15 protein-coding genes are annotated in these 20785 nt (G+C 40.9%); 6 read left to right on the top strand and 9 right to left on the bottom strand.

Annotated elements, in window-relative coordinates; translation table 11 throughout:
* Window positions 1–83: 83 nt before the first annotated feature.
* A complete protein-coding gene (locus tag HEQ19_05720) occupies window positions 84–764 on the bottom strand; it encodes a tetratricopeptide repeat protein (protein ID WYL99092.1) in 681 nt (226 codons plus the stop codon).
* A gap of 765 nt (window positions 765–1529) precedes the next feature.
* On the opposite strand from HEQ19_05720, the gene HEQ19_05715 reads away from it, so the two are divergent.
* On the top strand, window positions 1530–5744 hold the full coding sequence (locus HEQ19_05715) for a HEAT repeat domain-containing protein (GenBank protein ID WYL99091.1): 4215 nt from the start codon (window positions 1530–1532) through the stop codon (window positions 5742–5744).
* Between the two features lie 559 nt (window positions 5745–6303).
* Here HEQ19_05715 and HEQ19_05710 read toward each other — a convergent pair.
* Complete coding sequence (locus HEQ19_05710) at window positions 6304–7143, bottom strand: hypothetical protein (protein ID WYL99090.1); 840 nt, start codon at window positions 7141–7143, stop codon at window positions 6304–6306.
* Window positions 7140–9488 carry a hypothetical protein gene (locus tag HEQ19_05705; GenBank protein ID WYL99089.1) on the bottom strand — a complete coding sequence of 783 codons (2349 nt, stop codon included), beginning with the start codon at window positions 9486–9488 and terminating at the stop codon, window positions 7140–7142. Before HEQ19_05705 ends, HEQ19_05710 begins: the two co-directional genes overlap by 4 nt.
* A gap of 233 nt (window positions 9489–9721) precedes the next feature.
* Here HEQ19_05705 and HEQ19_05700 point away from each other — a divergent pair, with 233 nt between their 5' ends.
* Both HEQ19_05700 and HEQ19_05695 read left to right on the top strand, forming a co-directional pair.
* A complete protein-coding gene (locus HEQ19_05700) occupies window positions 9722–10732 on the top strand; it encodes a HEAT repeat domain-containing protein (GenBank protein WYL99088.2) in 1011 nt (336 codons plus the stop codon).
* Window positions 10733–10782: 50 nt separating this feature from the next.
* Entirely contained in the window at window positions 10783–11151 is a 369-nt protein-coding gene (locus tag HEQ19_05695) for a zinc ribbon domain-containing protein (GenBank protein ID WYL99087.1), read from the top strand.
* 304 nt (window positions 11152–11455) lie between these two features.
* Here HEQ19_05695 and HEQ19_05690 read toward each other — a convergent pair whose 3' ends face one another.
* Window positions 11456–13423, bottom strand: a complete 1968-nt coding sequence (locus tag HEQ19_05690) for an ATP-binding protein (GenBank protein ID WYL99086.1) — start codon at window positions 13421–13423, stop codon at window positions 11456–11458.
* Between the two features lie 127 nt (window positions 13424–13550).
* Window positions 13551–14834, bottom strand: a complete 1284-nt coding sequence (gene purD / locus HEQ19_05685) for a phosphoribosylamine--glycine ligase (GenBank protein ID WYL99085.1) — start codon at window positions 14832–14834, stop codon at window positions 13551–13553.
* A 341-nt stretch (window positions 14835–15175) separates the two neighbouring features.
* Here purD and HEQ19_05680 point away from each other — a divergent pair, with 341 nt between their 5' ends.
* Window positions 15176–15520, top strand: a complete 345-nt coding sequence (locus HEQ19_05680) for a HEAT repeat domain-containing protein (protein WYL99084.1) — start codon at window positions 15176–15178, stop codon at window positions 15518–15520.
* Window positions 15521–15600: 80 nt separating this feature from the next.
* Window positions 15601–16833: a tetratricopeptide repeat protein gene (locus tag HEQ19_05675; GenBank protein WYL99083.1), complete on the top strand. Its 1233-nt coding sequence runs from the start codon at window positions 15601–15603 to the stop codon at window positions 16831–16833.
* A 30-nt stretch (window positions 16834–16863) separates the two neighbouring features.
* Here the strand turns inward: HEQ19_05675 and HEQ19_05670 are convergent, their stop codons facing one another.
* Complete coding sequence (locus HEQ19_05670) at window positions 16864–17013, bottom strand: hypothetical protein (GenBank protein WYL99082.1); 150 nt, start codon at window positions 17011–17013, stop codon at window positions 16864–16866.
* A 74-nt stretch (window positions 17014–17087) separates the two neighbouring features.
* Here HEQ19_05670 and HEQ19_05665 point away from each other — a divergent pair, with 74 nt between their 5' ends.
* Entirely contained in the window at window positions 17088–18392 is a 1305-nt protein-coding gene (locus tag HEQ19_05665) for a transposase (GenBank protein WYL99081.1), read from the top strand.
* Between the two features lie 424 nt (window positions 18393–18816).
* On the opposite strand, the gene HEQ19_05660 is transcribed toward HEQ19_05665, so the two are convergent.
* From HEQ19_05660 to HEQ19_05650, 3 genes are all read right to left on the bottom strand, one after another.
* Entirely contained in the window at window positions 18817–19662 is an 846-nt protein-coding gene (locus HEQ19_05660; protein ID WYL99080.1) for a PhnD/SsuA/transferrin family substrate-binding protein, read from the bottom strand.
* Window positions 19659–19910 (bottom strand): hypothetical protein, encoded by a 252-nt coding sequence (locus tag HEQ19_05655; GenBank protein WYL99079.1) that lies wholly within the window; start codon window positions 19908–19910, stop codon window positions 19659–19661. The genes HEQ19_05660 and HEQ19_05655 overlap by 4 nt, the downstream gene beginning before the upstream one ends.
* A gap of 392 nt (window positions 19911–20302) precedes the next feature.
* Window positions 20303–20767 (bottom strand): MarR family transcriptional regulator, encoded by a 465-nt coding sequence (locus HEQ19_05650; protein ID WYL99078.1) that lies wholly within the window; start codon window positions 20765–20767, stop codon window positions 20303–20305.
* Window positions 20768–20785: the final 18 nt, after the last annotated feature.

The raw sequence follows: 20785 nt of genomic DNA, 5'->3' as shown, positions 1-20785 counted from the left end.
TGCCAACATGGGGCATAGGGCATTGGAACCATTCATGGACTATGCCCCATGCCCCATACCCCCTGCCCAAAACATCAAATATCTCAACCTCCCAATTCTTGCAGCAAGGCTTCTACCCTGGCTACACCATCAAAATCATTGCGGCGCTGGTACAAGTCACGAGCTTTAGCTAGCGAGTTGCTTGCTTGTTGAACTTGTCGGCGCTGCTTATACATTGAACCCATTAACTCATAAGTCTGGGCATTGTTCTGATCGAGGTTGATTGCTTGTTCGTATGCCCAGCTAGCTGCTTCATAGTCTCCCAGACGGGATTGCATCACACCTAATCCCAAATAAGCATTAACGTTGTTGCGGTTGATCTGGATAGCGCGACGGTAAGCTTCCTTCGATCCATTAATGTCTCCTAAATTACCTTTAATATAACCGACAGCGTAATAAAAATCACCATTATTAGGGTTGATAGCCAAAGCGCGACGATAAGCGGCTAGTGCGGACTGGAAATTGCCTTGTTGAGCATATAAGTAGCCAATGCCAGAATGTATTTTGGCATTCCTGGGATCGAGGTTTCCAGCTTGTTCATAAACGGCGATCGCCCCGTTATAATCCCCAGCATCCACTAGCCGCCGCCCTTCCTCTAAAAGTTGCTTTAATTCTGGGTTTCTGGCTTGTGCAACTACAACCTGAGCCTGAGCCACTGACGGTACAGTGGTGGCCAAAAATCCTAATAAAAGAACACTAATTACGAACGATGTCTGCTTGTACATAATAATTTGCCTAGGATAATAGGGAAGTTTTTTTCTTGTACATTAAAACAAAAATCTGGAGATTTGAAAACTGTCTTTGTTAACTTTTATCGAATATTAATAATATGTTAAGCATATACTTACTGCCAGTCATATGTTTTCAGGATTTATACTGAAAAATAATGGAAAAATATCAAAAACACAGTATAATCCGTAGCAAATCTGGGAATTGGAAACAGGACGTGTTTTTGGCTGGAGCAATTCAGATAAAGCTGCGAGCTGGTCTGCAATGTCTAGAACCTGATGTTTGATTATTCATTCATTTTGGGTCATGATCTGGATAATATTTGTCCAAAACATAAAAGACTCCATCCACAAGGGCATGGGGCATGGGGCATGGGGCATAGGGCATAGGGGATGGAGAAAAGTCACCAAGACGTGAAGCCGCCACCAAGTCGGCTCTTGAGCAACCCCAACCACCCACTCAAGGTATGGATAAAAGGCCGACTTCCAATAAAAATCCTGGTGCGTAAGTCCTGATCAAGTTTTTTGGCGTGGTTGTCAGGTTCGTCGGGGCGCAAGGCCTTACACCCCAACAACGAAGAAAAGTAATACAAAGGGTCACACCCCCCATGAAAATCTGTTTTCCCGCCAAAATGAGGAATCTGGCAACAATTTAAAATTAATCAAACAAATCACTAGCCTTAAATTTTACATAAATTTGACTACCCAATTGTCAAGTTCACGTTTATACTCGTAGAGAAAAATTTACTAAATGCGAGTATTATGTTTATCGACTGGCTAGCCGCTTGGGGAGTTGGTACTGGTGTTGGGTTTTGCTTCCAACCAGTAATGGCACGATTTGCCCAAAACTTAAGTAAAAATACGAGTAATTACGCCTTAGATTTAGCGTTAATCGAAATTTTAGGGGGATTTACACAGGAAGAAAAAAATATTTTTGCGGGTAAAGCTTTTACAGCATTTCTGAAACTGGTGCAGAAGGATTTAGAAGATGGTGGACTTTCCAAATCAGATATAGAGCAATATAATCAGCCCTTCAAGAAATTTCTTGATGATCAAACAGTCACAAAAATTCTCTTAAGTACATTCAAACAGGACTGTGAAGTTATAAATATCAAAAAATTAGCCGCGATTTGGTATCAACTTAATTCCTCATCTTCTCTTCCAGATGATTTCAACTGGAAACGGGTAGTAAAACAATATGTCAAAAAGGTTAAAGAAGAGATTATCTTAGACTCTCCAGAATTGGTAGCTATACTTGAGAATCAAACATTCGATAACATAAAACTTTATACTCAAGAAATAGCATGTATTGTAGCTGATTTAAATTTACAAAAATATCAATTAAGTCTTCGCGAGCAATATGAAAATGTCAAATTATATAGTTTAGATGCCCAGAGTTACACCGATAAAGAACTGAAGTTATCGCAAATTTTTATTCCTCAAAATGTGCGGGAAATTTTCCAAGTTGTACCCCAAGTATACGAACAGCCTAAAGAACATTTCAGACGACTGATAGAGAGTAATCAAAAAGTAGCCGAAATAGCAGAAGAGTTAGAAGGCTACAAGAGAATTTATGTTGAACAGCAGATACATTCCGTATTAGATATTATCAATAAATCGCAAATTTATCAATATATAGTATTTTTAGGCAATCCTGGTGCAGGGAAATCGACTTTATTACAATACCTAGCATTGAATTGGGCAGAATCACCCCTAGAAAATTTAATTTATTACCCGTTGCCATTGTTAATTGAATTAGGCATTTATATGCAATGGCAAGAAGATAATCAGAGTGATAATTTTTTTGAATTTTTACATAAATCGAGTGGTGTATTCCATTATTTAAATCAGCATGAATTCCATAAACAGTTACAATTAGGTAAAACCTTGGTGATGTTTGATGGTTTGGATGAAGTGTTTAACTGTGGTAAGCGAGAACAAGTAATTAATGATATTCATAATTTCAAAATTGAGTATCCAAATGCACGAATTATTTTAACTTCTCGCGTAATTGGCTACAAACCGCAAGCCTTGCGAGATGCTGATTTTCATCATTTTATGGTGCAGGAGTTCGATGCAGAACAAATTCAAAGATTTATCTATCGTTGGCATGAATTAACCTTCAATTTCCAGGAAGATAAAACTGCTAAAAAAGAATACATGCAAACAGCAATTTTCACGTCGAAAGCAATTGCTGAACTAGCAGGTAATCCGCTACTATTAACAATCATGTTGATGCTAAATCGTCACCATGAATTGCCGAGAACTAGACCAGAATTGTACAATCAAGCATCACGCTTACTTATACATCTCTGGGATGTGGAACCTACTTTAGTGGAAAGTTTGCGGCTAGAATCGAAAACTTTTGATTATCAAGATAAGCAAGCAATATTGCGCCGAGTTGCTTACTGGATGCAAACCAGCAACAAAGGTTTAGCTGGTAATTTGATTAGTGCAGATGACTTAGAAAATATTCTGGCTGATTATCTTATCAAAATATTTGACAACCCCAAGCAAGTAGCGAAGTTAATGATTAATCAACTGCGGCACAGTAACTTGATATTATGTTATTGTGGCTCTGAATACTATGGTTTTATCCATCGAAATTTTTGGGAATATTTCTGTGCTTCGGAGTTGGTTTACCAGTTTAAAGAACAGCAAAGTCTTTCTTTTGCACAACTGCAAACTGAGATTTATGGTAATTATTGGCATCATGAAAAATGGCATGAAATTTTGCAGTTTATTATAGCGATGATTGAGCCAAAATTAGCTGGAGACATCATTGAATCATTAATGAATCAAAAGGGTGAAGGGAAAAAATTTATCAATCTATTTTTAGCAGCAAAGTGTCTTGCGGAAGTGAAAAATCGCTTTCTAATTGCGTCAACTGCTAATAAATTATTGAATCTGCTAACAGGTTTAACTAAATATGACCTCCCTTACTACTACGGGCCATTCTGGGATTATCAAGAAAGAAACTTAGTTAGAGAAATTCGTACACAAGCTATCACCGCAGTTGCAACCATTTGGACAGAACAACCGGACAATTTATATATCCTCGAAGAATACGCCACATCAGATAAAAATGAGTATGTAAGAATAGCCGCCGTGGAAGAATTAGCATGTGAATTTCAAAATGATCCAGAAACCTTTCGTATCCTCAAAAACCGCGCCATTTCAGATGCAAATGAGTATGTGCGAACAGCCGCCGTGGAAGAATTAGCGCGGGGCTTCAAAGATAACCCAGAAACCTTATTCTTTCTTAAAGAACGTGCGACTGATGATGAAAATGAATATGTGCGAATAGCCGCAGTTGAACAATTAGCGCATTGCTTTAAAGATGATACTGATACTTTATTCTTTCTCAAACAACGCGCTACCTCTGATAACTCTGGAAATGTAAGATATGCGATAGTACAAGAATTAGCACGGGGGTTTAAAGATGATGCTAATATTGTAAACTTCCTCCAAGAATGTGCAACAAATGATGATGATAGAGATGTGCGAAAAGCCGCAGTCCAAGAATTAGCACGGGGTTTTAAAGATAACTCTAAAACCTTACATTCTCTAAAAAGATGTGCTATTTCTGATAGTCATGAATCAGTGAGAAAAGTCGCAATGCAAGAATTAGCGCGGGGGTTCCAAGATGACACCGATACTTTAGATTTTCTCAAAGAATGCGCGATTTCTGATCATTCGATGAATGTCCGCACAGCCGTAGTACAAGAATTAGCGCGGTGGTTTAAATATGATACTTTAGCTTTTCTCAAAGAACGCGCTATCTGTGATAATTCTGGAAATGTTCGCACAGCCGCAGTACAAGAATTAGCGCGGGGTTTTAAAGATGACGCTGAAACGTTAAGTTTCCTCAAAGAACGCGCTATTTCTGATAATTCTGGAAATGTCCGCACAGCAGTATTACAAGAACTAGCAAGGTCATTTAAAGAAGAATCTGAAACCTTAAGTTTCCTCAAAGAACGCGCTATTTCTGATAATTCTGGAAATGTCCGCACAGCAGTATTACAAGAATTAGCACGGGGATTCCAAGATGACCCCGACACATTAGGTTTCCTCAAAGAACGCGCTATCTTTGATGATAATGAGTATGTGCGAACAATAGCAGTACAAGAATTAGCACGGGGATTTCAAGATGACCCCGACACATTAGGTTTCCTCAAACAATGCGCCACCACCGATGATAATGAGTATGTGCGAACATCTGCAGTACAAGAATTAGCGCGAGGATTCCAAGATGACTCCGATACCTTACCCATTCTCAAAGAACGCGCCACCGTTGATAATTCTGGAAATGTGCGAAAAGCCGCAGTCCAAGAATTAGCCTGGGTATTCAAAGAAGACGCCAACACTTTATCCATTCTCCAAGAATGCGCCATCTCTGATGATAATCAGTACGTGCGAAAAGCCGCAGTCCAAGAATTAGCGCGGGGATTCAAAGATGACCCTCAAACTTTAACCATCCTCAAAAAATGCGCCACCATTGATGATTCTGGAAATGTTCGCACAGCAGTAGTACAAGAATTAGCCTGGGGGTTTAAAGATGACCCTGATATCTTAACCATCCTCAAAAAATGCGCCACCGCTGATGATGATAGGGATGTGCGAAAAACTGCATTACAGGAATTAGCTTGGGGGTTTCAAAATGACCCGGATACCTTAACGATTCTCAAAGAACGCGCCACTGTTGATGATAATGAATATGTGCGAAAAGTCGCAGTGCAAAAATTAGCGCGGGGGTTCCAAGATCACCCCAACACCGTCAGTTTTCTCAAACAACGTGCTACAGGCGATAATCATGAATATGTGCGATATGCAGCATTGGAAGAATTAGCGCGCAATTTCAAAGATGACCCCGACACCGTAAGCTTCCTCAAAGAACGCGCCACCGCTGATGATAATGAATATGTGCGAAAAGCTCTGATGGAAGAATTAGTGCGGGGGGTAAGTAGTTCAAGTTAAAATGTTTGTAGTAGCGCGATTCTGGTTTAACCCACTGCGCTCCATAGCATCAAAGCACTACTACAAGCATTTATCGCTCAAGATGCAATATACAGCAATTTTCATTTCTTTGAACGACAGATCCTTGTAGGGGATCTAGGCCTTGCGCCCCAAAAGCGTGGTCTATTTACCTGAAAATCATTGTAATATCTGTACCTCATTTAGCTGCAATCTGCTGTATAAGGCTCCGCTTTTACATCCCTCAACCCAACTAACACACCCAACTAACACAGGTTAAGGTTATTAGCTATAACCGAAGCGTATTGGTATAAAATTTCCTTACATAGGGAAATACTACTCCAACGAGCATTTGGAGTAGATAAAAATTAGCAAGGAGGTTATTTATATAGTGCTGCAACTCAACGGCTTTTACATCTATCTAAGGGAAGGATATTTTTATAAAAATCTGTGCCTATAGTAGTAAATTAATAGATATCTGGCAAAAGTTAAAGCTTGAGAGATTAAACCACAGATAAACGCAAGTGAGTAATATGTATTTTAGTTTACCTGTGTTTATCTTCTAATGTACAAATATGGAGATAAATCCTAAACAAGCAACGCTAAATGTAATTCCAAATAACCAATTACGGAGAAGTTGCTGATATTGTGCTTGTGTTTGTAATTTTTGTCCTAGTTGTTGGAAAGTTTGATCAAATTTTTGCTGTAGGTACTCCATTTCTCCCCGTAGTTCCAGGATGGAATTATCAGCAGTAATGCTGAGATCCTCTACCTCTGTTTTTATGCTTGTTAGGGCTGTGCGGTCTGCTTTCACATCTATAGTCAGAGTTGAAACTTCTACAGCCATAATTTCCAGACTATTTTCTAGCTTTTGAAGTTGATCTATCTGCGCTTTAACATCCAGCACTCCGTTAAGTTTACTTTCTAGCTGTTGCACTAATGCATCAAATTCTTGTTTATCTGTTTCCCTTTGTTCAACTAATTGTTTTATCGCTATTAGACCTTGATTTAATTGTTTGTTCAAGGTAGGTAGATTTTCATCAATTTGCTGAATCTTAATTTGAACTTCAGCGATTTTATGGCTCAGACTCAGAAATTCTTCTCGGAGATATTCTCCAGATTCATGATGACTGATTTGGGATACAATTGTGACGACATCATGATGCATGGTTTGAATTTCTTGCTGGCACTGCTTAACATTATTTTCAATATTTTTAGTGCCAGCAGCAATACCAGAAATTTCTAATGTAATGGACTCAGCTTTATATATTTGGTTTTCTACCGCCGAATTTATTTGCTGAGTCTTATTTAAAATATCTTCAGCATAGTTCATACATGCTAAAATTTTCTGAGATAGCTGTTGCAGATGTTCTGCTGTTTCTTTGTCGGTATATTCTATCATTTAGTTAGCTCTCTTGTTTGGAGAAATTTATCAATGCGAGTCGTAAACGCTTGGCATAATAAGCCGACCAAGGGCTGGAATTGATTAGCAGAATTACCCACTTCTTGCCAAAAAGGAAAATTATTTTGGTAATTGATATCACCCAGATAGGCTCTAACTCTCCCTGCTTCATAAACCAGCCCTCTGGTTTCTAAATCTCTAGCAATATTTTTCAGTAACCGCTGATATTCCTTAAAATCGCTATTTTTTAACTGCGTTGCTTCTACAACTGCTTCCCAGGAAAATTCCATTGTTCTGAGTAACAAACAACGCAGAGAAATATTTCGCGTTTTCTGCAATTCCAGATTTAAATCTGCTGGGGAGTGATGACTGAGCAAATTCATCGCATCTTTTTCCCACTTATAAAGCTCCATTCCTTGAACTCCCGCTAACTGCAGAGCTAAGTAAGTATCCCAGTAGAGATATCCATTTTCACACCGCTTCAATAAACGTTGTTGGATATCATCATTAATTTGGCTGATATCCATATCACTGGCTACTTCCGTAATCCAATTTATTGCTGTTTGTGGGTCAGTGCGATCGCAGTTTTTAAAGTAATCATGACCTTTAGCATTTAGCCGATTGATTTCTGCTGTTGTGACTACCACCAGCAAACGAGAACGAGTGCGAGTTAGTAGGGTATACCACTGCAAACTTTCGTCTAATGAGGGTTGACCTGTTCCCTCAAACAGACAAAAAGCTACACAAGCTTCAAATTCTCTCCCTTTAGCTTGTTCGGCATTTAAAGTCACTATATTTTCAAATGAATCTGGTAACTTATTTGAGAGTACCTTAATAGCATTCGCTAAATCATGTAGTAAATAACGCCGATTTTCTTCCTGTCCATATTCCCGTTCTAATTTAACTAAAAATTCTTTAGCTTCAGCTTTTGACGCAAATTCTAACAACCGTACTGCTTCGCCCATCTCAAAAGCATCATCTGGTTTAGCTGGTGCTGGTAATTGCTTGCATTTATGCTCGGTAGTAATGTTTTGAGCTATATCCCAAAATTGTTGGGAAAATTCTAAAATTTGGCGGGAGTTTCTATAATTTCGATCTAATTTAATTAGATGTTTAATATGCAGTTGACTCCAATTAAAATCTGTGGGCATAATTCGTTGATTCAAATCACCCAGCAATAATAAATAGGTTTTATGTCCCTGGGCTAACCAAGATTTACAAACAGCAATAATTGCCTGTAATTCACTGAGAAAAAAATCTTGGGCTTCATCAATAATTAAAATACTGCATTCGGCATTGCTTGGTGGATGAGGTATCTTATTTTTTAAATGATTAGCAGCATCCAAACGACATAAACGGCAGGCTAATGCTTTATACCAATGTTTTTTATTGATATTCAACAGTTTACCAATCCGTTGAGCGTTAACTTTAAACATGATATTTTTGTTTTGATGCCGATTGTCTTCATCTAAAACAAACGCTTGATAAAGTAAAACATCTGTTGTAGTAATATCCGTGCGGCGGAGAAATTTAGTAGCAGCTTGCAAAGCTTCTAACTCTTGTTGTGGGGAAGCCAGGCGATGATTAAAATCAGGATATATTGTACCGATCCATTCAGCGAAAGTACCTAGCCAAAAATTTTCATTGTTAATTACTTGTTTGACTTCAACATATTCTGCAATGTCTCGACGCAAAGCTTCTGGTACAATCAGCATTGTGTTCCATCCACGCTCACGGTGAATGTTACAAGCAAATAAAGTTGCACATACCGTTTTACCAGTTCCGGGAGCGCTTTGGACGACAATGCAAGCATGATCTTCAAATGTATCATTAGCGGCTTTTTGGTAGTTTGATAGCGGAGCGCTGCTACCAAAAGCCGATCGCAAAATTGAAAGAGGTTCCGCCAATACATCACTTTGGTAATCTGTCAATATGGGAGAATACCGATAACTACCATAGACAAATTTGTACCAATCAGTATCTTGTTCATGATTCCAGCGATAGGCTGGATTTTCAGCCAGTGCTTTACCTTGAGGATTGACAAGTTCTGCTATTGTTTGGGAATTAGCGCGATCGCGACTTTCAAAAGCACCATCGTAAACACTACTACGCCATCCAGCCTTAATTACTACAATATTTTCTTTGTCCTCTTCTTGCCAAATCACCCGCACCCTGTACTTTCTAGTTCGTCGCAGACGCAGTTCGTTATATCCTTCGAGAAACCTTGTGTTCGTGAAATCGCCTTGACTCAAACGATCTAAAATTTCATACACTCTGACAAAAGCAGCGGGTGGAAGTTTCTGGATTTCACGGAAGGCTGCACGAATAATCTTAATATTTGGCATATACCACTGACCCCCCTCATCTGTAGAACTTGTACAGCCTTATTATTCCCATTACCGTCAGCAAAATTTTCTGTTGGCTAACACCAGCGCCAAAAACCCTTCAACTGGGTCGGGGATCGATAAACCGCCGACTTCCAACGAAACGGAGCAGCAGTCAGCTAGACTGGAAAAAGTGATTATTGGAAATGAAAAAAATTTAATCACCCTCAAATCTGGAATCGTCACTCACGCTGTTGTATATACTCTTAGTCAAAAAACTAGCATGGGTGGGTATGATGGCGCAGTGGTTAGTTAGCTGGGTTGCTACAAATGCGGTTGGGAGTATGGTCAACAATATTCTCCCCAACGATGACTGGTCGAATATGCAAAAAGCTGCCAGACTTGGATTAAGTATCAACTTCCAAGAACTCCTACAAAGCCTGCTCATTCTCCAAGACCGCGCCATTAATGATGAGCGCTGGGATGTGCGAAAAGCTGCCATACAAACATTAAGTAGTCACTTCCCAGAACATCCACAAACCCGCTCCATCCTCCAAGACCGCGCCACCAACGATGATGATAACGATGTGCGAAAAGCTGCTATACAAGCATTAGGTAGTCACTTCCCAGAACACCCGCAAACCTTCCCTATTCTCCAAGACCGCGCTATCAAAGATGAGCGGTGGGATGTGCGAAAAGTTGCGTTACAAGTATTAAGTCGCAACATCCCAGAACACCCGCAAACCCTTTCCTTCCTCCAAGACCGCGCTACTAAAGATAAACGGTGGGATGTCCGATATGTAGCGATAGAAGCATTAGTCAGCAACTTCCAAGAACATCCCCAAACTCTCCCCATCCTCCAAGACCGCGCCATTAAAGATGATAGCTGGGATGTTAGATATGTAGCGGTTGAAGCATTAGTCCGCAACTTCAAAGAACATCCCCAAACCCTCCCCATCCTCCAAGACCGCGCTATCAAAGATGATGATCATGATGTGCGACATACAGCAATCGAAGCATTAGGCAAATATTTCCCATATCAGCCTCAGTTATTTGATATTTACTACAACTGTGCTGTCAATGACCCCTTTTTGCGAGAGGAATACTGGGAAACCAACCCTCGAAAAGTTGCATTGGAGATAATTATCCAGCAATTTTCGCAGCATCCGCAAACTCTACCACTGTTACTTGACAGAGCAGAGAACGACCCAGATGAGCTGTTGCGGGAGTTGGCACAACACAAGTTGAGGGAGTGGGAGAATTAGTAGGAAATGGCTAGAATTAGAGTGTTTACTTATTTACTTTACTTTAGCTTGTGGCTACAGTATCTTGTCCCCGCTGCCATCAACTAGTTGACAATCAGGCCATTACTTGTCCCTATTGTCGCATCACACTCAAGGCTTACGGACATCCTGGGATTCCATTGCATCGCGCCACTGGGAAAAGTTATCTGTGCGACAGCTGCACCTATCATGCTGACGATACTTGTAACTTTCCCCAACGTCCCCACGCCAAAGACTGTACCCTTTACCAAAATATCGCAGAGAGTAAGTTGCAGTCAGAAAAGCAGCCGCCAAAAAGCTTGGCCGCAAGGGTCAAAAGCTGGATAGAACAGAATCAGGCTTTATTGCTGCTATTGGGTTTATTATTCATATGTTTGGTGATTGCGCTGTCAAAGTCTTAACCAGGTAGTTCATTAGCATAAATAGACCAACCAGTAAATAGACCACGCTTATAGGGCGCAAAGCCTTGCGCCCCTACGACAGATGTGGTGCAAAGTAAATAGACCACGCTTATAGGGCAATACAGTTCAGTTAAGGAAAATTGTCGTAGGGGCACGGCACGAATAAAATTGTCATTAGAAGCAAAAATTTTGGATGCCGTGCCCCTACAGTGTATATCATTCGAGCCTAACTGAACTGTATTGGCTTATGGGGCGCAAAGCCTTGCGCCCCTAGGACAGATGTGGTGCAAATACATAAATAGCGCTAAGACTGGGGAATATGGGTTTGGGGGGTAGACTCGGCTAACTTGATTGGTACTTGTTCTTCAAATGCGCCTAAATCAAACCAAAAAGTGGTGCCTACGCCAACTTCACTGACCAAATGTACTTGACAGCGATGCCTTTCCATGATATTTCTAACAATTGATAGACCCAAGCCTGTGCCTTCTAGGGTATGAACGCGGTTTTCTACCCGGAAGAAGCGGTCAAAAATTGCCTGTTGGTCTTCTGGGGCAATGCCAATACCCGTATCAGAGATTTCCACCCTGACTGCAGGTGACTGATTGTGTTCCCGTAGGGTTGGGGAGGTAAGGTTGGGCTTAGTATCTAATTGGTAAGCACGGAGGGCGACTTTCCCACCAGCCTGAGTGAATTTGAGGGCATTACCAACTAAGTTGGCTAATACTTGCAGTAATAAATCATAATGACTCACGACTAGCGGTAAATTAGGGGCAACTTCCTGAATCAGTTCAATGCCTTTATCTTTAGCATTAAGTTGGTAAGTACGCAAGGTTTGTTCAATTGCTTGTGCAATGTCCACGCCATCGAAGTTGTATTGACGACCAGATTCGAGTTTGGATAAATCCAAAACATCATTAACTAAACGAGTCAATCTATCGGTTTCATGATTGACAGTTTGCAGAAATTCTTGTCGTTGTTCTGAACTCAAATCTTCGCCGTAGTCGTGCAAAGTTTCGATAAAAGATTTGATATTAAATAAAGGTGTTCGCAGTTCGTGAGAAACGTTGCTGATAAATTGGCTTTTTGCTTCATTGAGTTCTACTTCACGGGTGATGTCTTGCACAGTCATGGCAATTCCTTTGATACTTTCCCGTTGTAGATTTAGTACTGTAGTCAACAAAATGCGGATGGTGCGCTTGGTTGGTTGGTTAAGATAAATCCGAAACTCGGAACTTTCGCATTCGCCTGCAGCCATTTCGTACAATGGACGGGTGATTTCCATTTGCACTGTTGAGGGTAAGTGATACAAAAGATTGCTACCTACCACCTCAACCCCTTCCCAGCCAAAAATTCGCCGTGCTGTGGGGTTGACTAAAATCACCTGCATATTATTATCAATCAGCACAGCACCATCAGCAATAGTGGAAACCAGGGTTTCTAATTTGGCTTTTTCTGCTGTCAGTTCCTCAATATTTTGTTCTTCATAACGCTCCAGGCGTTCTGCCATATCATTAAAGCTTAAAATTAACTCTCCCAGTTCCCCCCCTAAAGGTAAGTTAATTCGTTGTTTAAAATTCCCGGTAGCAATTTGTTTCACCCCTACCAACAGTTCTTTAATTGGTTTAGTGATGGTTAAAGCATTAATTACCCCTGCTAAAATCACCATCACCCAAATGGTGATAAAAACAGCAATGGTGACATCGCGGGTAAAATTGGTAGAAATGACCGCCGTTTGGTTAGGGTTAATCCCAATCGCCAAGACACCAAGATATTTTTTATCCACAATCAGGGGAATAAAAACATCAGTGACAGCGCCATCTGGGGTCATGTGTTGCCGTACCATTGGCTTATCCCCATCACCAGGGTAATCTTCCGGGAGTTGCATTCGTCGCTCAATCGTCAGGGAGTTTTCTACTTCCGGTTCCCAAATAGGAATCCCAAAAAAGATTTTCCCAGTTTCATCAGCGTAGATCATATAGCGCACACTAGAGGTGCTGCTGTAGAACCGCTGGGAAAATTGAGCAATTGCGCCCAGATTGTGTTCAGCAACTAGCGGCGCCACATTCGCAGCCAGGAGTAGCCCCAAATCGCGCCCGAAGCGGGTATCATTCAGCCGCGCATCCTGCTGAATCGTATTCACGGCCCAAAATGTGAGACCACTCATCACTAACGAAACCACCAACGTGGCTACAGCTAACAGCTTAGTTTGGAGGGTGAAATCTGACCACCAATTGGCGATCGCTTCTTGGATTGTTTTCAAAGGAGCTAGCATCTTAAATAAAGTTGTTAGTAGTTTGTTTTTAAACCCCAACAACTAAAAAATTAACAGTTATTTGAGCAATATGTTGCTCAATTTGGGCACAGATGGGATGCGAACAGGGGGAGAGGCGAATTTTTCCTCACTCCTGACTCAGCACTCTATGACCAATATCTCTACGGTAGTATATCCCCTCAAAGTGAATAGACTTGATTCCAGTATATGCCTGGGCGATCGCTTGCTGGAAGTTTTCCCCAATTCCTGTGACGTTTAACACTCTTCCGCCATCGGTGACTATTTGGTTTTCCTGGTTCAACTTTGTGCCGGCATGAAATACAGTTACTCCTAAAGCATTTGCTTGGTGGGTGCCAGTTATGACTTTACCTTTTTCGTATGCCCCTGGATAACCGCCTGCAGCGGCGACGACGGTGGCTGCTGCGCCTGTTTTCCAAGCGATGGGTGGCAATTCGCCTAAACGTTGCTGTACACAGGCTAGGAGCAATTCTTCTAGGGGTGTTGCCAACAATGGTAGAATTACTTGGGTTTCTGGGTCGCCAAAGCGACAGTTAAATTCCAAAACTTTCAAGTCACCATCGGGTGTAATCATTAACCCGGCGTAAAGTATACCTCGGTAGTCAATGTTCTTGCTTTTGAGGGTGGCGATCGCTTTTTCTAAGACTTGTGTTTGAACTCGTGCCATTAACTCTGGGGTAGCAATGGGCGCTGGGGCATAGGCTCCCATCCCGCCGGTGTTTTCGCCTGTATCGCCTTCACCAATCCGTTTATGGTCTTGAGCAGGCAGCAAAGGTCGAATCGTTAACCCATCTGTTAAGGCTAACACGGAAACCTCTTGCCCAAGCAAACATTCTTCAATGACGACAAATTCCCCAGCACTACCAAATTGTCCCTGAAAAATCGTATCAATGGCAATTTGCGCCTGTTCTACTGTTTGCGCGACGGTTACACCTTTACCAGCCGCCAAGCCATCAGCTTTGACGACAATTGGCGCCCCTTGTGCTTTTACGTATGATTTAGCTGCTCCTGCTTCCGTAAATACCGCTGCCTTCGCTGTGGGAATTCCTGCTTCTAACATCAGGGCTTTAGCCCAAGCCTTACTCGCCTCAATTTGCGCTCCCGCCCTCCCAGGTCCAAAGACCATCAGTCCTTGGGAATTGAGATAGTCTGTGATTCCCTTTGCTAGGGGCACTTCAGGACCAACTACCACCAGATTTATACCATGTTCTAAAGCAAATTGGCTGATTCCTTGAAAGTCATCAACCGCCAAAGGGACGTTTTGACAACGTTCCATGTTTGCCGTTCCGCCATTCCCCGGCACACATACAACTTGCTCAATTTGCTTGGATTGCAGCAGTTTCCACGCTAGAGCGTGTTCACGCCCCCCATTACCTACAACTAAAACTTTCACTGATTTCCTCGTGCGTTCCTTGCCAAACGAGAATACCGTTCATAGAAATCTGGACAAAGCTACCCAAGGATAGACAATACTAGACAACTACGTTTGTAATCAAAGTCCAAAGTCCTCAAACTACAGGGATAAACGGCAATCCCTCTATCCCCTCAAACAAATTGGGGATTACAATTCTTGCTGGATTAAGCCTATGGATTCAACTGTTGAAGTTGTCTTGGCTAAAAAATAGATAAAGTACTGCAAAACATCCGATTTGACGGCGGCTTTACCTACTCTCAGAATATCAGAATACGGTTAGCGTGAGCAAATACCCCCTATTTTTGTGCAGTAATGTCTACATGTGGGTAGTAATTAAGTTACAGTTCCTCACCCTACAACACTTGGGGGATGAGGCGGCTATTGATGCTTTAATTATAGCTTTGCAAGACGAAAGCCCCGCCGTGCAAAAAATCGCTGTCACTGCTTTATGGGAAATTGCCAATCCCACCGCTGTTCCGGCTTTATTACCTTGTCTAGCTTCACCAGATGCAGAAATTCGTAGTGAGGCGTTGTCAGCTTTAGGTGAGTTGGTAACTTCAGAAGATTTGCTGCTGTTATTAGATGCTTTACAGCAACAAGATATTAACCTCGAACTGAACGTGTTAATTTTCTTGCCTTTTTCTGCTGGTGTGATATACTCATAAGTAAAGTACATTAATTCGACCGACTTACCGTAGTTTAAATCTGCCAGCACCTTGATAAATTTGGGTGTAAGGAATTAATCATGCTTAAAGATGCACAAGGACTAATAGTTACAACAGATTCAGCCAAAGCGATCGCAGCTATTAACCAATTCACAGATCAAATGCTTGGTTATGGTAAAGATGCAGAAACAGCGATTTTACAAGCAATTACCGCCGATCCGACTTGTGCATTAGCTCATGCGTATGCGGCTGCTTATTATCTCACCCAAGAAAACCGCAAAGCTTGGCAGCAAGCTCTACCGTATCTGCAAACAGCACAACAGCATTTAGCCAAGATTACTGACAGAGAAAAGTTATATGTGCAGGCGATTTTAGCTTGGGCAAATCAAGAGATTGATGTAGCGATCGCCTTGCATGAAGAGATTACCGACAAATTTCACCATTATTTGATTTCCGTACAGCAAGCACAGTATCACTATTTTTACATAGGTGATAAAGAGAAATTGCGGCAAATTGCCGAGAAAGTCTTACTTAGCAATCCCGGAAATCATTATTTATACGGTATGGTGGCGTTTGGTTTAGAACAATGTCACCAACTCAAAACAGCAGAAAAAATGGCACATCAGGCGATCGCTTTAAATAGATACGATCCTTGGGCACATCATGCGATCGCTCATATCATGGAAACTCAGGGAAGAGTCGGTGAAGGAATAGCTTGGATGGAGAGTTTTGCAGACACCTGGGAAAACTGCAATTCCATGCTCTATACCCATAACTGGTGGCACATTACACTATATTATTTGAAGCTAGAAAACTATCAAAAAGTCCTGCAACTCTACGATACGCACATTTGGAAACGTGCTAATAAACAATCTCCCAAAGACCAAGTAGGAGCTATTTCACTATTATTAAGGCTAGAATTGCGCGGTGTAGATGTGGGAAATCGTTGGCAAGAAATCAGTCCTTATCTTTACAGCCGGATTGATGAACACGCCTTACCTTTCCAAGACTTGCATTATGTCTATGCCCTTACCAAAGCCGGACATCATGATTGGGTAAATCAGATGCTTGTGAGTATGCAGTATCATACTTTGACAATCAATCCTTTTTTGCGACAGCGTTGGATAGAGGTAGCAATTCCCGCCGCTAGAGGAATGGTAGCTCATGCCAAAGGCGATTTCCATACAGCGATCGCAGAACTCAAATTTGCTTTACCACGCTTGCATGAAATTGGCGGGAGTCATGCACAACGAGTGTTATTTGAGCAAATTTATAGAAGTAACCCGATAGGCGCAAAACCCTGTGTCTTTTAGACTCCGGATGTAGCGCCAACGGTGAATTTATTAAACTTGATTTTTTCTTTTTGGTTCAGGTAAAGAATCAATCAATTCTTCTATGATTTGAGTCATAGTTTTATCTTTTTCCACCGCTAATAAGCGTAGTTTATTAATTCTGCGTTCGCTTAAAAGTATATGTAATTGCTTTTTTGGCATATTATGTAGCTGATGCATACATAATATGCTATCATATATACAGTTAAGAAAATCATCAAGAAGGTGATTAAGTAATGCTGGTTTTAGAGTACAAAGTCAAAGCTAAAAAGCATCAATACAATGCAATTAGTGAGGCTATCCGTACAACTCAATTCATCAGAAATAAAGCTATACGCTACTGGATGGATTCGCCAAAAGAAGCCAAAATTAATAAAATTGCTTTAAACAATTACTCAACAGCGTTACGCAAAGAGTTTAAATTTGTTGAGGAATTAAACTCAATGGCTTGCCAAGCTGCAACTGAACGAGCATGGTCTGCTATTGATAGGTTCTACCATAACTGTAAGAAGAAGAGGCAGTGCGGTCTTGGGGTCTCCCCAAGTGGAGCAACTGCCGTAGTAGCAGGTAAAAAGGGCTATCCCAGATTTCAAAAAGATAACCGTTCGGTGGAATATAAAACCTCTGGATGGTCGTTAAATCCAACTAAAAGACGCATCACATTTACTGATAAAAAAGGTATTGGTGAAATCAAGTTACTTGGTAAATGGGATATCCAAACTTACCCATTTAAACTGATTAAGCGTGTTAGACTTCTCAAAAAAGCCGATGGATTCTATTGTCAATTCTGCATTGATGTAGATGTTGAATCTGAGTCTAGAATTGCTGACGGTGAAATAGGTCTAGACGTTGGTCTAGAGTTTTTCTACTCAGATTCTAATGGTAATCATGTAGAAAACCCTAGATTTTTGAGGAAAGCTGAGAAAGGAATTAAACACGCTCAGAGACAGATTTACAAAAAAGAGAAAGGCAAAAACCAAAGAAGAAAAGCACGAGACAGGTATGCTCGAAAACATTTAAAAGTAAGTAGGCAACGGAAAGAACACGCTCTTAAATTGGCGCGTAACGTATGCAAGGCTAACGCCTTAGTAGCTTATGTTCGGCGAAGCCGTTGCCGAAGGCTAAATTTAAATATTAAAGGCATGGTAAAAAATCACTGTCTAGCCAAGAGTATTAATGATGTTTCTTGGAGTCTGTTCCGTCGTTGGTTAGAATATTTTGCAGCTAAATTTAACAGCACTGTTGTTGCTGTCAATCCAAGAATGACATCTCAAAAATGCTCTGATTGTGGAACAATTGTTAAAAAATCTCTTTCAACTCGTACCCATAAATGTAGTTGTGGGTCGTACCTCCATAGAGATGTTAATGCTGCCAAAAATATTTTAAATCTTGTCTCCGACACGCTCCGCGATGCAAAAGCTAGCTTGGGGCACAGGCAAAGTAACGCTTCTGGACTAGTAACCTCTACTCTAATTGGCGTAAGCCTGTTAGAGCAAGTGACTAGGATGAAGGAAGAATCCCCCGACTTTACGAGTAAGTGAGCAAAGCGAAACTTACTCAGTCGGGGGAGTGTCAACACAATTCTGTATTGTCGGTGCAACAACAAAGTTGAAATTATGCTGTTTCTTAAAAACCGGTGCAGAATAATATTATTTTAGGACTTACGCATTGACAAAAAACACAAAATATGGGCTGCAAAAACAGGAGATGTCGTAGGGGTAAAGCGCATTGCTAAACCCCGAAAACGCGGGTCTGTTTACCATCAAAGTAATAATTAATCAAAGCCTGAAACAATGTACTTTGGTAAATGCATACCATGCCAAATTTGTACAGTGCGTATGCTCGTACCCCAAAAATCTAAAATCCAAAACTTGTACTGAGCGTTCGCGCAGCGTCCCGCAGGGAAGTCGTTGGCGTAGCCTCTGTCTACGACACGCTACGCGAACGCAGAGAAGTATCCAAAATCTAAAATTCGGAGGGTAAATCTATTTTTGGCGGCTTAAACTCAGAACCCACTCTTGGGTGGAGTTTCCCGCCGACTTCCCATAAATTTGAGTAATAATCTGCCAACTTCACTGGGGAAAAACGTCTGACTCCAAATTGTTTCATCACTCTTAGCATCTGAGCATCTGGTTGGAGTAAGGCTAACTGCATTTCTCCAATTAAAGATATACCCAAATGCTGTGCTACTACCAACGGTGGCATCGGAGAAGGCCCCAGCACTTCTACGACACGCAAATGTTGTGATAATTCGGGAAAATCCTTTAATTCCTGTTCTAATACCACACTATCAATCGCCGCACAATCTGCCAATCCCTCAACTACGCAGCGAATTGAACGCTGATGTGAACCCGATTGTAGCATCTTACTAAAGAAATTTTGCCCAGATGTTTCTTGAGTTAACCTATGGCAGAGTAAATTGTAACCACTATTAGAACCAAGGTCATTATAACAAAATGTTTTCTCTGCTAAATCTGCAAATTTTTGGATATTACTATCAGCATTGACAATAACATCTGCATAGTAAATAGGATAGTTGCCATAGCGTGGTGATTCCATCACAGGCGCAACCAATGTCTGCCATTGATTTAAGACTATTTGGCTGTAGCGAATTAGTGGTAAGCCACAAATAAAAGCCAAGTCTATCTGGTTTTGAAATAATAGGGGGTCTTCTAAGGGGTCGCATTCACCTTGCTGTAGTTGGAATTCTACTTTGAAAACACGACCTAAATAATTGGCGATCGCTTGATATAATTCAAACCAATTGGGAGCTAGATAAGATATAACTCGCAACCTTTTATATATAATCATTTTTGTTCTCTAACAGGGCGATGGTAGAAGACTTGAGTTAACTTTTTCCCACACCAATGTAGATATAAAAATATGACACTGGCAAAAGTCAGGAGCATAATACCGAAAACTGTCGTATACGCTTTAGTGTGCCACCATAGCCACTTTATAAAAGCTGTACCGAGTTGTGATGTCTTCCACCACAAATGATGATTTACTTGTTGACTGTCTTGGATGTCTTGGATGTCGATATTGTCGGCTAATATCATTTCTACTTTCACCTATAATTTGCAAATACCGATAAATCGATTGATTTACTGTAGATTATAATTCATATTATCTTATTTCGTCAAAAACAAAAGCCTGGAATTTAGACTAAACCATGAAAAATGACTCAGCACGGCTGAGTTAATAACAGACTTGCCAAAAGTCTGAACGAGCTTTGATTTTAAACCGCAATAGCTGGTTCAATGCGATGATTTATTGTTAATTTTTTAATAAAAATATAAGTATTTTTACGGATAAGGGGGTTTTCCTGATTTCCAACCCCTTTCTTTATCCGCAATGTTAAGAAATATTTCGCCAACAGCATCAGTTGATACTCACACCCCATTTATCAGATTTTTTCACTGACCTGAATCCTGACAATTGATGACACGCCCTAGGGTTGGGGAGGATTTGATTCTGTTTGCTCGAAGACATTTTTTAGTAAAGTCAAACCTTCTTCAATTTGTGATACTTTATCTGGTGTTAAACACTCGATAATTTCGGCAATATGAGAGCGAGTTTTTTCTTGAGATTGCTCAAGCAAAGACTTTCCTTCTTTTGTTAGATTCAAAACTACTCGCCGTCTTTCTTGAGGGTTATCAGTACGTTGTACCAGATGTCGTTGTACAAGTCTTTCAATAGTTGTGGAAGCTGTAGCACAGGTAACACCTAGATGATCTGCTACCTCAGATAAAGAAGCACCAGGATTGCGATTGAGAAACGCGAGCGATCGCAACTGAGGTATAGATAAAGAGTCAGAACTGTGAGTCCGCATTTCTGCTCGGATAAACCGCATCAATAAGGGGATCGTTTCCATCACCCTAGCGGCACATTCTTCAGAGGGTTTATCCAAGCTCATAAGACAGTTTTTCTCCAG

This window comes from Gloeotrichia echinulata CP02 (assembly GCA_038087035.1).
Taxonomy (GTDB): domain Bacteria; phylum Cyanobacteriota; class Cyanobacteriia; order Cyanobacteriales; family Nostocaceae; genus Gloeotrichia; species Gloeotrichia echinulata.
Note: the sequence above shows the minus strand (reverse complement) of the source record. Positions and strands in the feature narration are given on the sequence as shown.